Source organism: Aliivibrio kagoshimensis (assembly GCF_050337105.1).
GTDB lineage: Bacteria > Pseudomonadota > Gammaproteobacteria > Enterobacterales > Vibrionaceae > Aliivibrio_A > Aliivibrio_A kagoshimensis.
In genome coordinates, this window is the sequence record NZ_JAKJSQ010000053.1 from 12,987 (window position 1) to 28,118 (window position 15,132).

The 15,132-nt window shown below is 42.6% G+C and carries 11 protein-coding genes; 2 read left to right on the forward strand and 9 right to left on the reverse strand.

Translation table 11 applies throughout. The features are described 5' to 3' along the window. Positions 1–35 precede the first annotated feature (35 nt). The 4 genes from L4C32_RS15430 to L4C32_RS15445 all read right to left on the reverse strand — a co-directional run bounded on the left by L4C32_RS15430 (position 36) and on the right by L4C32_RS15445 (position 4,701). Positions 36–242 (reverse strand): DUF3565 domain-containing protein, encoded by a 207-nt coding sequence (locus L4C32_RS15430; protein WP_428197787.1) that lies wholly within the window; start codon positions 240–242, stop codon positions 36–38. A 20-nt stretch (positions 243–262) separates the two neighbouring features. Further along, positions 263–1,525, reverse strand: a complete 1,263-nt coding sequence (locus L4C32_RS15435; protein ID WP_428197798.1) for a protein kinase — start codon at positions 1,523–1,525, stop codon at positions 263–265. 69 nt (positions 1,526–1,594) lie between these two features. Then, complete coding sequence (locus L4C32_RS15440; RefSeq protein WP_428197788.1) at positions 1,595–4,030, reverse strand: ABC transporter permease; 2,436 nt, start codon at positions 4,028–4,030, stop codon at positions 1,595–1,597. Further along, complete coding sequence (locus tag L4C32_RS15445) at positions 4,027–4,701, reverse strand: ABC transporter ATP-binding protein (RefSeq protein WP_428197789.1); 675 nt, start codon at positions 4,699–4,701, stop codon at positions 4,027–4,029. The genes L4C32_RS15440 and L4C32_RS15445 overlap by 4 nt, the downstream gene beginning before the upstream one ends. Here L4C32_RS15445 and L4C32_RS15450 point away from each other — a divergent pair. Beyond that, a complete protein-coding gene (locus L4C32_RS15450; RefSeq protein WP_428197790.1) occupies positions 4,700–5,299 on the forward strand; it encodes an arylesterase in 600 nt (199 codons plus the stop codon). The genes L4C32_RS15445 and L4C32_RS15450 overlap by 2 nt on opposite strands. Positions 5,300–5,353: 54 nt before the next feature. Here L4C32_RS15450 and L4C32_RS15455 read toward each other — a convergent pair whose 3' ends face one another. Next, entirely contained in the window at positions 5,354–5,704 is a 351-nt protein-coding gene (locus L4C32_RS15455; RefSeq protein ID WP_428197791.1) for an HIT domain-containing protein, read from the reverse strand. 332 nt (positions 5,705–6,036) lie between these two features. Here L4C32_RS15455 and L4C32_RS15460 point away from each other — a divergent pair, with 332 nt between their 5' ends. Next, the gene (locus L4C32_RS15460) at positions 6,037–8,028 is read left to right on the forward strand and encodes a methyl-accepting chemotaxis protein (RefSeq protein ID WP_428197799.1); all 1,992 of its coding nucleotides are present in this window, start codon (positions 6,037–6,039) and stop codon (positions 8,026–8,028) included. 72 nt (positions 8,029–8,100) lie between these two features. Here L4C32_RS15460 and L4C32_RS15465 read toward each other — a convergent pair whose 3' ends face one another. The 4 genes from L4C32_RS15465 to L4C32_RS15480 all read right to left on the reverse strand — a co-directional run bounded on the left by L4C32_RS15465 (position 8,101) and on the right by L4C32_RS15480 (position 14,998). Then, a complete protein-coding gene (locus L4C32_RS15465) occupies positions 8,101–11,172 on the reverse strand; it encodes an efflux RND transporter permease subunit (RefSeq protein WP_428197792.1) in 3,072 nt (1,023 codons plus the stop codon). Further along, positions 11,172–12,248 (reverse strand): efflux RND transporter periplasmic adaptor subunit, encoded by a 1,077-nt coding sequence (locus L4C32_RS15470; RefSeq protein WP_428197793.1) that lies wholly within the window; start codon positions 12,246–12,248, stop codon positions 11,172–11,174. The genes L4C32_RS15465 and L4C32_RS15470 overlap by 1 nt, the downstream gene beginning before the upstream one ends. Position 12,249: 1 nt before the next feature. Next, complete coding sequence (locus L4C32_RS15475) at positions 12,250–13,287, reverse strand: efflux RND transporter periplasmic adaptor subunit (protein ID WP_428197794.1); 1,038 nt, start codon at positions 13,285–13,287, stop codon at positions 12,250–12,252. A 196-nt stretch (positions 13,288–13,483) separates the two neighbouring features. Further along, positions 13,484–14,998 (reverse strand): fumarate hydratase, encoded by a 1,515-nt coding sequence (locus L4C32_RS15480; protein WP_428197795.1) that lies wholly within the window; start codon positions 14,996–14,998, stop codon positions 13,484–13,486. Between the last annotated feature and the right edge of the window lie 134 nt (positions 14,999–15,132).

Genomic DNA, 15,132 nt, shown 5'->3' on the forward strand with positions numbered 1-15,132 from the left:
GTCGCATATTTCAGTTTATATCAAATAACTATCGTCTAGATCGTATCTTTTGGTTCACTTCTATCGCACTTCACACAGTTTAATTCACTTTCTAACATCGCATTACGCCCGCTCTCAGTCATGACCCATTCACGAATAGTCCATGGTGGATCATGGCGAACATGTTGAAAATGACCGCACTCAAGTTGAGCGACCCAGTGCTGTTCTTCATCTTTATGATAGCCAACAATCCTTGATTTCATCATGTTCACCTATAATTTAGCTAACTCATCGAAGGGTGGGTATTTAGGTAAGCCAAATGTTGCAACTGAATAAACTCACTGCTGTCTTGATCTTCAACGTCACAGACACCAAGAAGATCATCAATAAAGTAACCAAAGGCGCGCAGTTCGATCCGTTCTATTTTCTGTTGCAGTCCATCCTCTAAATGCCCATAACTTGATGAAGCACCAAAATCTCCAAGCAGCAAATTGGCTTGGTCATCAAACAGCACATTGTGGGCATAAAGATCCCCATGACTAACCTGTTTAGCGTGCAAATGGAACAGAACATCAGACATCTGCTCAACCAACGATACGATATCACTCACGGGCAACACAAAATCATCCGCAAAGGTGTCTCTCGTGCAACTGACTAAGCTAGGCGGCATCGCCAAATTACCATACTGTTCAGGAATCAGTTTCATGACTAGTGCAGAGTGACCTTGCTCGTTGATCGTAGCAATGGATTTCACCAAATTAGGGTGTTCACCCACCGCTAAACAACACTGTAATTCATCTTCAGGGTAACCATCACTGGTAACGTCCCCTTTAAATACCTTAACGGCAACCTCTTTTGGAAACGCATGTTCTTCATGGGTCCATATGGCTTTAGAGATAACACCTGAGGCCCCCTTCCCTAATACATTCAATAAGGTTAACTCAGAGGCGCTCACAAGTGGCACACTGTTCGTATCGGAATAGGCTTGGCAAAAAGGGTTACCCGAAAAAGCTAACCAAGCCAACTTAGGCAGGTCAAGCAATTGGTGTGGAAACTCAATTAACTGGTTTGCCGAAATTCGCAACAGCTGCAAATTATGGCTTTGAGCTAGGGTAGTAGGTAATGAGGACAACTGATTACCCGCTAGTGCTAATTTCTGTAGCCTTGGACGCTCACCTAACGAGTCGGGCATCTGTTCGATGTTATTATCGGTTAAAATTAACCAACGTAGATTCAGAGGAAGTGAATCTTCAGGTACCGTAGTAATAGTATTAGATTTAAAACCGACCATCTCCAGTTTAGGACAGCGTCCTAACACTTCCGGTAAGATGTCAAAAAGGTTGTTCGACATAAACACAATCTTAAGGTTAACCAAACGACTAAATTCATCCGGTAGCGTACTCAGTTGATTGTTGGAGAGGTCAAGCACTTCTAACGTATCGGCCAGCTCTAAGATCTCAAGGGGGAACTCAGTCAATCCTTCGCTGAGTTGTAACTGTGTAACCTGGCTGAGTTGACCTGTGGTTAGCTGCTCAAGAGTCTGCAAAATGGCATTCCATATTTTGTTCAAATAATTTTCGGCTATTTTACTGACTCTTGCTTAACTTACCACCCATTATCCACGTAAGGTTTGTAATAAGGTTTTTAACATACTACTGATAATGAGAAGAACCAATACAATGGCAATCAGTGGCAGCGATACCCATAAGGTTGGGTGCAGCTGTACGGGCATTTCAAAGCCCCACTTTATTAAACTAGCGACAATAGCTTCTGCTCCAATTGTTGCCATAACTCCAGCAATCACTGCCATCAGACCATACTCTGCCCAGATGGTGGCGGCAATTCGTTTTCTACTGGCTCCTAACGTTCGATAAAGTTTTATCTCTTGTTGTCGCTGTGAAACACTTAACCTTAATAGTGTTAAAACCAACAACATGCCACTAACGACCCCCAAAGAGGCCAACACAGATAGTGATTGTGACACTTGCTGCAGCAATAGTTGTATCCGACCAGCCATGGTTCTTAGATCCAATAGGCTCACGGTTGGATAGTCACGTGCTAGCTGATTCACTACCTCGTTTTGATCCGCTTCAATACGAAAACTTAGTAACCAAGTTACCGGCAGCTCTTTCAAGACATCGGGTGAGAAAATGAAGTAAAAATTTGGACGCATGTTTCGCCACTCGACATGCCGAATGCTGCTTACCTTGGCACTAAACATTTGGCTATTAACACTGAATAACAGACTATCACCTAATGAAATTCCCAACCTTTGTGCAATACCTTGTTCAACAGAGACACTCTGACTCTCTTGCCATTCACCTTCAAGCAACTGGTTATGAATTGGGATAGATTCGCGCCAGGTAAAGTTAAGCTCACGACGCAGTGACTCATCTTTGTCTTTTGTCTCTTGTTCTCCTTGGTCTTGAGCGCTGTTTAATAGCCGATCATTAATTGAAACAATGCGCCCTCGAATAACCGGGTAACCTTCTGACCGTGGAATGTTATCTCGATCCAACTGAGCCATATAATCTGACTGTTGCTCTGGAGCAATATTAATAGCAAACACATTAGGAGAGTCCGCTGGCAGTGTTTGTTGCCAATCCGCTAATAGATCGGTGCGTAATAGCCAAATGACTGAAAGTAGCAGCAGTGAACTAGTGAGTGCCGCTAGTTGTGCGCCTGTATTGAGGGGACTACGACCAATTCTACTGAGTGCTAATGTTAGGGCTGGTCCCCAGCGTTTTTTACGAAGTAGAGTGACGACCAACAGACCCAACAGGGCTAACACAATCAGAACAACCACCAATCCAGAGACCGTTAACCACATGAACTTATTGTCACCGAACCAAAATAAGGTTGCAGTAACAGGCAATAACAGTAGAAGTAGTGATTTTCTCGGTGTGCGCCATGACATTTGCGCTTGAAAAACAGCAATGGCCGGGGTTTCAATCAAGCGATTAATCGAAATACCGACTCCAGGGATAGCAACCAATAGTGCAACTAACACACTGACAAGCAGAGGTGAATAACCCATCTCAGGTAACGGATCAGGTAAAATATCTCCTAGTGGCAGGCGCAGCAACCACTCAAGTCCCCACCCTAACGAGACGCCAACTAGAGTTGATAAAGTGAATAACATCAACAACTGTCTTGCCAACCAAAGCCACAACCACTGCTTGCTCGCTCCCAGGCTTTTCATCATAGCCACACTTTCAATGCGTGTGTTAGTGTAGTGTTGGCAGGTCAGTACTAACGTAGCGGTTGCCATAAATATCACTAAGATAAGAGTTAATGAGAGGTATTGCCTAGCACGGTCAATTAGTTCCCCCGTCCGCCCTTGTGTTGATTCACTTAACCAACGTTGTCCAGCACTCAATGTTACGCCATCTCTTAGTTGTTTCAGAGCCGTGTCACTGCCACTGAAGTAGACACGATATGTTACCCTGCCACCAAGTTGGACTGCGCCCGTCAGAGGAATATCATCGGCACTGATCAAAACTGCTGGCATTTGACTAAAAGGGTTAAACGACAGCTCAGGGTCCTCTTTGATAACCCCTGAAACCAGCAATTCGGCATCACCAATCGCCACTTGATCGCCTTGTTTCACTTCAAGTAGAGAAAATAACCGTTCAGATAACCACAGCTCCCCGGCTTTTACAGAACCTCGCGTAGCATCAACGGAAGATAGCTTTAGTTGGCCTCGAAGCGGATACGTAGACTCGACAGCTTTGACACTCACTAACTGCATTTGCTCATCGCTGAATGACATAGTAGAAAAGCGAGTTTGCAGTGACGTGGTTAAGCCAAGCACATTGGCATTGTCTAACAGAATTGGTTCGATGGGATTGGCTGACACCAGCACAAGATCAGCAGCCAACGCCGTCCGTCCTTGGTCAGTCATGATCTTTTCGACTCTAACCACTAAAGCGGCTAGCGCAAAAACACAAGCGATAATAAGGGTTAATGCGACGGCAACAGGCCATAGCTGACCTTGCCATAACTCACGCCAGCTCCATTTCAAAAGCAAGTTAGGTTGTTTTTCACTCATGACGCCTCCAACATACCACCATGAATTCGAAAGGTTTTATCACAGCGTTGTGCAAGCTGAGGATCGTGAGTGACCAGTACTAAGGTCGTTCCATGCTCTTTATTCAATTCAAAAAGTAAGTCAGTAATAGTGGCCGCTGTATGCTGATCTAAATTACCTGTCGGTTCATCGGCAAACAGTATTTTAGGGTTGGTCATAAATGCTCGGGCCAACGCAACACGTTGCTGCTCGCCTCCTGAAAGTTGTGTCGGTAAGTGTTGCGCTCTTCCTGACAGTCCGACCAAATCAAGCAGTTGATTAGCACGTGGCAAATCCCCATTATCACCTTTAATTAAGCTAGGTAATAGCACATTTTCCACCGCATTTAGTGAGGGTATGAGTAGGAAACTTTGGAAAACAAACCCAATGGAGTCACTTCTGATTTTTGCCCGTTGTTCATCGTCCAAATCGGAAATAGGTTCGCCAAGTAGTTCTATTTGGCCTTCAGTGGGTACATCTAAACCCGCTAACAGGGTCATTAGCGTCGATTTTCCTGCACCGGACACACCAACCAAGGCAATTGTTTCTCCCTGCTCGACCTGCAGCGAAATATCCTGCAATATAGAGAGAGTTGACGAGGCTGTTGCCACCGTTTTAGATACCGATATCGCTTTAATCACGGACGTAGACATGAACCGATTCCTTTCATTATGTGTAATTTTTCTGCTCTCATTTTCTGTACACAGTAAAACCTTATTGGTACTGGGTGACAGTTTGAGCGCTGGTTATCAAATGCCTATTGAACAGAGTTGGCCAAGCCTACTTGAACTTATTTTGCATAACCGTGGCCATAAGATTCAAGTGGTCAACGGCAGTATTTCAGGTGATACCACAGGTAATGGCTTAGCACGGTTGCCTAAACTGTTAGCACAGCATAATCCACAATACGTGATAGTTGAACTTGGGGCAAACGATGGGTTAAGGGGGTTTCATACAGCAACGGTCAAAAAGAATCTCAGCGATATTTTAGATACCATCAATCAAGCTGGTGCAAAACCGCTGTTAATGCAGATTGAAGTACCACCAAATTATGGTAAACGTTATAGCAAAGCATTCCGTTCAATCTACCCAGAACTCAGCGATACCTACGCTGCGCCTATTGTGCCTTTTTTTCTAGAGCAGGTAATTGTTAAACCAGAGTGGATGAAAAAAGATGGCTTACACCCAAAAGCAATCGCCCAACCTTGGATTGCTGAGTTTGTTTTTGAACACATAGAAAAACAGTTGTAACCAGAGGTAAATGAAGAAGCTTTAACCTATCACTTAAAGCTTCATTGTTTCAATCTAGCTGATGACCATTGGGCCTAACGCTCTGCCGCCGAGTAGGTGCATATGAATATGGTACACCTCTTGTCCGCCATCTGGATTACAGTTAAAGATCAGACGATAACCACTTTCAGCAATCCCCTCCTCTTTTGCTATTTTCTTAGCGACGGTAAATAGACGCCCCATAATCAGCTCATCCTCTTCCATAATATCATTCGTTGTTGGGATCAACTTATTCGGAATGATCAGAATATGGCTAGGCGCACGTGGATTAATATCTCGAAACGCCGTCACTTTATCATCTTGATATAAAATATCTGCTGGGATCTCTTTGTCGATGATTTTTCTGAAAATGGTTTCTTCCGCCATGAATGTTAACTCCAATTAATTGCATCAATGAACTCAGTATGCGATAGGCGTAAAACAAACTCAATCAAAACTAAACCTCTTTGAATTTAATTGCATAACGACCTATTTGACAACTGTACAATTCCGCACCACTTTACGACCAAAATGAACAAAATAGGTAGATTGGGTAAATAAAGATCACAACTTGAGCAATATATATTTATAAAATCATCAATTGACGTACTCTAACCTCACTTAATTTACGACGTGAATTAAGTGAGGGTAGAGTCTGTAATACCAAAAGGATTTGTTGTACAGACCGATTTATATATAAATCAGGAGGTTACATGGATATGGTTAATTCAGTCATCGTCAGAATGTATGCAGGCTTTGCACTGATCGTTTGTCTGTTTATTGCAACGGTCGCAATAATGCTCAGTGGTACAAAACACATTAATAATCAATTACAGACAGTCACGAGCACTTCGTTCCCTTTAGTGACAATATCAAATCAAACCACCGTAAAATTGTTGGCCACTGACAAAGCATTCAAAGATTTTTTAACCAGCCGAGATCCCTCAAGAATGTCATCACATCGAGACAGCTTTATTGACGCCCAACAGCAATACCTCTCCTCTTTCATGCAGTTACAAACTATCACTATCGGTAATGAGGTGCTCAACGACAAAGTCACCCTCCTGAATACCATCGAGCAACGCTATGTTGAACAGGCCCAAATAGCAATGGAGAATTATCAACGACTGCTCCTAGCCAGTGACAATGTTCAAACCGCTTCTCGTCAATTTCAGCAACTTCATACCCAATTAAAAATCCAAATGAAGGAGTACATTGAGAAGCAAGATAATGTTGCAGTAAAATTCATGGCAAAAAGTTATTTTGCCAAACTTAAAGACGCGGAAGATGTCACCTCAGATGCACTGGCAAGCAGTGACCTGATCAGTGTTAAACAGGCAGTTAAGAATAACAAACGAGCAGTAACTCAATTACGTTACGCATATCGCTCTCTCGTTTCGCAGCTTCCTGAATTAAAACCTATCTTTGATAAGACCGTTGAAAAGTTTGCATTAGATGTGGGTAAAAAAGGTGGAGTATTGAATGCTCACGCCGATTATCTAGAAGCTCAAAACCTACTTTATGCCAATATTGCAAGCTTAGCAGCCGATATTAACGAAGCTCTCCAGCTCCTAGGCAGCTTCAATGCAGTTGCTAATCAAACCATGTCAGAGAGCTTATCTCAAGCAGATCGTATTTACGAACAAGCAACCCTGCGAGCATTTGCGCTTGGACTCGTCGTCTCTCTGTTTGCCATTGCAATTGGCTATCACCTTGCTCATAGCGTCCGATCACCAATCACAGGAATATTGCGTGCTCTTGAAGACCTAACTAACGGCGATATGACCAGACGAATTGAAACAAAAAAGAAGTCAGAATTCACAAAAATCGCAATTCATATCAATACACTATCTGATCACTTACAACGTATTCTCAATGATATAAATGCAGGTTCTGACCAATTAATTGATGTTTCATCCACCAATACAACCATTACAGAGAAAGCAAATCAACGTCTCGATGAACAACGTGAAAAAACGACACTTGCCGCCACTGCGATGACACAAATGCAACACTCAGTCACCGAAATTGCCCATAGCTCTCAGCACTCACTCGATAAAGTCAAGGCGGTTGAAAAGGCTGCCGATTCGGGCCGACAGATCATGAGTGCTAATATTGCAACGATCAGCCAACTCTCTACCCGATTAGATGAGTCTGTAGATGCGGTTAATGTGTTGCAACAAGTGAGTAGCGACATTGGCTCAATTCTCGATGTCATCAGGAGTATAGCCGAACAGACCAATCTATTGGCACTGAACGCGGCCATTGAAGCCGCTCGTGCAGGAGAACAAGGTCGAGGCTTTGCTGTCGTTGCAGACGAGGTCAGAGTCTTGGCTCAAAAGACCGCCAACTCAACGTCTGAAATTGAATCGATGATCCATAGCCTTCAAACCAGTTCAAAAATCACCAGCAGCGTTATTCAGAGCTGCGTTAATGAGATGTCGCAGAGTGTCACACAAGCCTCCAATGCCAACCACTCAATGGAAGAGATTCAATCTTTAATCATAGAAATTAGCCATCTGAGCAGTCATATATCTCAAGCTGCCGACGAACAGAGTGTGACGAGTTCAGACATTGCTCAAAATTTAGAAGAGATCAGCCATATTGCGGATTTAAATTATGAAGCAATGAATAAGATATCTGGAATAAGCCTCCGTTTAAATCATCAAGCCAATCAACAAAATGAGCTTGTTCATCGCTTCACCCTCTAATTCACTCCTAACCATAAAAAAGAGCAGCTAAAGCTGCTCTTTTTCATATTATCTCCGATATCAATCCCACTATTAGGCGTGAGTGATCTTTATCTTATGGAACATACGATACAGAACGGGCACCACAATCAGAGTCAGCACCGTTGCAAAACCTAATCCAAACATAATCGTTACTGCCATTGGTTTAAAGAAGGTATCAGGTAGCAGCGGAATCATCCCTAAAATTGTTGTTACTGCCGCCATACAAACCGGTCTTACCCGGCTTAATGCCGCATCGATAATCGCTTTGTATGGGTCTTTTCCTGTCCGCATTTCGATCTCAATTTGGTCCAGTAACACAATCCCATTTTTTAGTAGCATACCTGTCAAACTTAAAAAGCCGAGTAGTGCCATAAAACCGAACGGTGTATCAAACAACAACAGCCCTGACGTCACTCCAATCAATGCCAGTGGCACAGTTAACCATACAATCAATGGCTCCTTGACTGAATTAAATAGAAAGACAGTAATTAAGAACATAAACAGATAGCCCAATGGCATTGTTTGAAAGAGCGATTCTTGTGCATCGCGTGAAGACTCGTACTCTCCACCCCACTCTAGTGAGTAACCAGGGGGGAAATCAATCGCTTCAATTTTAGGTTGTAATCGCTTTTGCAGGGTGGCAGCCGTCTCTTCACCCAAAAGATCTTGGTCAGCCATAACAGTTAGCATACGTTTACGGTTTTTACGCACAATTAATGGATCTTCCCATATCACGTCATAATCTAGAATAACTTGTTGTAGAGGAATAAATGTTGAAAGTGCTGGGCTCCAAATTTTCATCCCTTCTATACTATTAATATCAACGCGTTCCTCTTCTGGCAAACGTGCCATGATTGGCATTAACGTGGTTCCATCGCGATAGACACCGACTGCTTTACCAGAGAAAGCCATCTCAAGTAACTCATCAACATCTGATTTGGTAATACCATATCGTCTCGCTTGACTCTCATTAAAGTCAGGTGTCAATATTTTGGTTCTTTCACGCCAATTGTGTCTAACATTGGTAGCACCAATATCTTCTCTCATGATCTCAGATATTTGAGAAGCTAATCCTCTTAAAATAGTTGGATCAGACCCGACGACACGAGCTTCAACTTTCGCCCCTCCACCGGGACCTAATTCAATGAGTTTAAGCTTAAACTGGATTTCAGGGAACGTCATTTGCATATGTTCCCTAAAACTGCTCATTAATGCTCCGAGTTCTTCATAGTTTTTCACTCGAGTAATAATCTCACCATAAGCGGCGTAACTTTTTTCAGGGGCATAGGTAAGCATAAAACGCTGTAAGCCTTTACCTGCAGTAGTTGTTACATGCTCTACCTCATCACGGTCTAATAACCAGCTCTCCAGCGCCTTTAATTTGGTATTGGTGCTTCGGATATCCGTTCCTTCTGGCATCCATACATCGACCATAAACATCGGTGTCGTAGATGATGGGAAGAAAGCCTGTTTTACTTGACCAAAACCGACAATACTTGCGCCAAGTGCGACCAATAATAAAACGACTGTAAGCCAAGAACGCTTCATACATAACATCAGGAACTTCTGATATACCACAAACAGCATACCGTTATACGGATTGTTCTCTTCGTCACTCCCAGACAAAGTACCTGTCTGCTCTTTAAAAAACAGTGAAGCAAAAAAGGGTGTTAACGAAATAGCGGTAAACCAACTCAGCATCAGTGAGATAAGCAGAACAGTAAATAAGGTGCCGCAATATTCGCCTGTCGCATCTGCTGACAAACCAATTGGAGCAAACGCTGTTACTGCAATCACCGTAGCACCCAGTAAAGGCCATTTAGTTTGAGTCACGATATCCCCAGCAGCTTGAAGTCGTGTTCGCCCTTTTTGCATACCTATCAGTATTCCTTCGACAACTACGATAGCGTTGTCCACCAGCATACCTAAAGCGATAACTAAAGCCCCTAGTGAGATACGTTGTAAGTCAATTTGATAGTACTTCATGAATACAAATGTACCCAATACCGTCACTAATAATATTAACCCGATAAGAAGGCCAGAGCGTATGCCCATAAAAAACAGTAATACAATAATAACAATGGCGACGGCTTGAGCTAAGCTGATCACAAAGCTACTTACTGACTTTTCTACCTCTTTAGGCTGGCTGTAGATCTCTCCTATTTCTATACCAATCGGTTGTTGACCTTTCAATTCTGCAATACGATAGTCAACCAACTTACCAATTTCAACTACGTTCACACCATCACTAAATGAAACACCCATATTAAGAGCAACATTACCTTTAAAGTTAATGATGTTATTTGGTACTTCCACATAGTCACGTGTGATATTCGCGACATCTTTTAGGTAGATGAGACCTTGAGCTCCGCCTTCAGTAATAATCAGGTCACCAAGCTGGTCAACATTCGTAAACTCACCAGTGGGATGTATTTGAATATATTCACTACCAATTTTAACTGCACCAGCACTTGAAACCACATTTTGAGTAGAGAGCAAGTTATAGATAGTTGTTGGCGCTAGCCCCAAGCTGCTCAATCGCTTCATTGATATTTCAATGAACACTTGCTCTTGCTGGGCACCGGATACGGATACTTTACTGACTCCGTTAACGAGTTCGAGTTCTCGTCTCATGTAATCAACATAATCGAGTAACTCTTTGTAAGAGTATCCTTCCCCAGTAATGGCTAACATGATTCCATATACATCCCCGAAATCATCAATGACTTGTGGCGTTGAAACCCCTGGAGGAAGTTGCCCCTGTAGATCGCTTACTTTGCGGCGCAATTCATCCCAGATTTGTGGAAGGTCATCTGGCCCATAGTTATTTTTCATTGTGACGGTTATTTGAGATAAACCTCGACTTGAAATTGAATTGACTTCATCCACATAACTTAGCTGTTGAATCGCTTTTTCAAGTGGATAAGTAACCTCCTCTTCAACTTGAACCGGTGTCGCCCCAGGATAGTTGGTAACAACCATGGCATCTTTAATGGTAAAAGCAGGATCTTCCAAACGGCCAAGTTCAAAGAAAGCGGAAGTACCTCCAATAATGAATATGAGTGTAAGCATCCAACTAATAACTTTATTGTTAATAAAGTATGCGGCAATTCCCTGCTTCATTATTTAGCCTCCGAAGTGAGTTGTGATACTTTTAATCCATCTTGCAAAACAGCAAGGCCTGCTGTAACGACACGGTCGCCAATTTTAATACCCTCCAAAACTCGGATCCCATCGCTATTCATCTTTTCGGTTACCACTCGAGTCTTATGCGCCACGCTGTTATCATCAACCAACCACACATATTTTTCACTTTTTAGTAGTTCATCGCCATCACCATTAAATAGCGCTTCTACCGGTAAGGTAAAACCACGATTTTGCAATATTTTCATATCACTATTGTCTGCTGTAACATCAACGGCCATTCCATCTAAAATGAATTTATCTTCAGGCATTGGCATAGTGAGTGTCATCAAAAACGAACCAAGATCAGGATCTGGCTCCATCGTAAATTCTTTAATTCTTGCTGGATATGACTCTCCATCATCAGTAATGACTAACGCCACTACATCTTCAACTCCGACTGTATTAGGGTGTTTTGAATAGAGTTTATCAGGTACCTGAATGGTAATATCCACACTATCTTTGTTATGAATATTCACAATTTGTTGAGCAACCTGAATATTCTCAAATTGCTCAACTGAAACACGAGAAATAATGCCATCCATCGGCGCCTTTAACTCGGTAAAGCTTAAGTTCAATTTAGCGATCTCAAGTTCCGCTAACGCAATCTGACGCTCAGCTGCTAATTCATCAAATTGAGATTTTGCAAGCAACCCTTTTGTCACCAGCTTTTTTGAACGGACATATTTTGTATCTGCGGCACTAAATCGTGCTCGAGAGTTGTCAACAGCTAATTTGTAATCATTAGGATCTAACGCAGCAATAACATCGCCCTTAGAGACAAAGTCACCCGCTTTGACGTTAAGTTCATTTATCTCTCCTGAAACCCTGAAGCTTAATTGTGCACGGTCAGCGGCAGCAGCAACAGCCGGAAAGTATATTTTCCCTAATGGGGCACTGTCATCAATCGTTATTGTCTTTACAATCGGGACTGTCAGTTCTTTTTGCTCTGGGGCTTGACCGCAGCCAGTAACAACAATGGCGAATAAAAGGGTCATGATATGTTGAGTTCTCATATTACAACCCTCTCTCTTTGATCCACTCATGAATTTGCATATTATCGACTAACCCAGACACGCCAGTCATCACTATTTTGTCTCCGTCATTTAAGCCGCCAGTGATCTGGTGATGCTTATCGATGTCTACTTTGATTCTTTCCACTCGATTATCTGAATTCACTTTCCATACCCAAGTTCCCTGTTCATCATTAATGATGGCTGTGGAAGGAATTTTACTATTTTTCCCCCGTGGTACTAATGCATGTATTTGTGCCGACATCCCAGGGAGAACACCTAAGGTTTCAGGGCGTTCCATAACCATGGTCACTTTATAACTTGCTGTTTTCACATCGGCTTCTGTATCGATCTCTTGAAATTCAACCTCAAACCGTTTACCAGGGAATGCATCAAAAATCACCTCAGCAGTAATGTCATCACTAAATGCAAAGCGATGAAAAAGATTATCAGGCAGCTGGAAAACAATGCTTAAAATGTCATTTGTTTGAATATGCATAGCATTTTGCTTCGCTGCGACAAATTCGTGATTGTCGATGAGCATTAACGAAATATCTCCGTCATATGGCGCAATTAACTGAGTATAATCAAGATTAGCCTTTGCCTGATCGAGCATCGATTTAGACTCACTTAACGCGGCCTTAGCAGTATCGAAATCTTGCTCTGAGATAACTTGGTCTTTTCTCAGTTTCTCCATTCGCTCATACTGTACAAATATCAATTGGTATCGTGCTTTGGCTTGTTTATAAAGTAATGTGAACTCATCCGGATTGAGTTCAGCTAACACTTCCCCCTTAGAGACATGTTGTCCAGACTTGATATTCACTTTATATAGTTGACCTGGAACTCTAAATGCTAAGATCGCTTTATCGCCTGCTTCAACTAATGCGGGGAAAGTACGTGTAGTGGAATGTTGGCCGACAGAGACAGTGAACAGCTTTGCTGGACGAGAGTCAGGTTCAGGAATGACAACTTCTTTTTTACCACATCCCCACAGCAATCCTGTACAGAGTAGTATCAATATCACTTTATTTAACTTCATCTTATCATGTCCCTTGGAAAGTACTGTGATGCATATGGCTTACTCTATTGTTTGATATCAACATGGCTACACTTAAAATAGTTCAAAATGAACACTATAACCACAATTAACGTGCATAAATTCAATATATTAAAAAAAAAGAGAGCCTATTAGCTCTCCTTTATTATCTAACCAATAAATATGATGATTTATTGCTCTATTTTTTCATTTCAGCGATTTTTACTTTCCAGGTATCAGGGCCAATTTGGTGGGCATTGGCGCCAGATGCATCTACCGCAACAGTCACTGGCATATCAACCACATCAAATTCATAGATAGCTTCCATACCGAGATCTTCAAACGCCACAACTCGAGCTGTTTTAATCGCTTTTGAAACTAGATATGCAGCCCCACCAACAGCCATCAGATAAACTGCTTTATTCTGTTTAATCGATTCAACGGTTTCTGGACCTCGCTCAGCTTTACCGATCATGCCTGTTAATCCAAGCTCACCCAACATCAAGTCGGTAAATTTATCCATTCGCGTTGAGGTTGTAGGTCCAGCCGGTCCTACGACTTCATCACCGACAGCATCTACTGGGCCAACGTAATAGATAAAGCGGTTAGCAAAATCGACCCCATCAGGAAGCCCTTCACCACGCTCTATCATACCTTGTATTCGTTTGTGAGCGGCATCTCGTCCAGTCAGGATTTTGCCAGATAAGAGTACCGTTTCGCCGGTCTTCCACTCTTGTACATCAGCTTTAGATATCTCATCGAGATTCACTCGACGAACATTATCACCCACTTCCCATGTGACTTCTGGCCACTCTTCAAGTTTCGGTGGCGTCAGTGTCGCTGGACCTGAACCATCAAGCGTAAAATGTACGTGTCTGGTTGCTGCGCAATTTGGAATCATACAAACCGGTTTTGACGCGGCATGAGTGGGCGCCGTTTTTATTTTCACATCTAAAACGGTGGTTAACCCACCAAGGCCTTGCGCCCCTATACCCAAATCATTAACACGTTCAAAAATATCTAAACGCATCTCCTCTTCAGCATTTTGAGGGCCACGCGCCATCAGTTCATTGATATCAATATGTTCCATTAAGGACTCTTTGGCTAGCACTGCCGCTTTTTCAGCCGTACCACCAATACCTATCCCAAGCATACCCGGTGGACACCAGCCCGCTCCCATTAGTGGCAGAGTTTTCTCTACCCACTCAGCCACATCATCGGATGGATTTAGCATGACCATTTTGGTTTTGTTTTCAGAACCACCGCCTTTTGCAGCAATCTGAATCTCGACCTGATCGCCTGGTACCATGTCGATATGCACCACCGCGGGTGAATTATCTTTGGTATTTATTCGACGACCCGCAGGATCCGCAACTACAGAAGCTCGTAATGGGTTATCCGGGTTTGTATAAGCTTGACGTACGCCTTCATCAACCATCTGTTGCACAGTGAGATCACTTTCCCATTGCACATTCATACCAATTTTAACAAAACACGTTACAATGCCGGTGTCTTGGCAGATAGGACGACGCCCCTCTGCTGACATTCTGGAGTTGATAAGAATTTGCGCGATCGCATCTTTAGCAGCTTGGCTCTGCTCCTTGTTGTAAGCTTTTTCTAAAGCCTGTATAAAATCAAGTGGATGATAAAACGAGATGTATTGAAGTGCATCAGCGACGCTGCTGATTAAGTCTTCTTGACGAATGATGCTCATAGTTGCCTCTTTTTAAGTTCCTTGGCGTTTTTAACCGTAATTAAATAAAAATGTTAGCCTAGGTACGACTTCTAGTGAATTGTTATAATTATTATACGTTTTGCTATTAAGTGTTATCTTACACCGTTTTATTC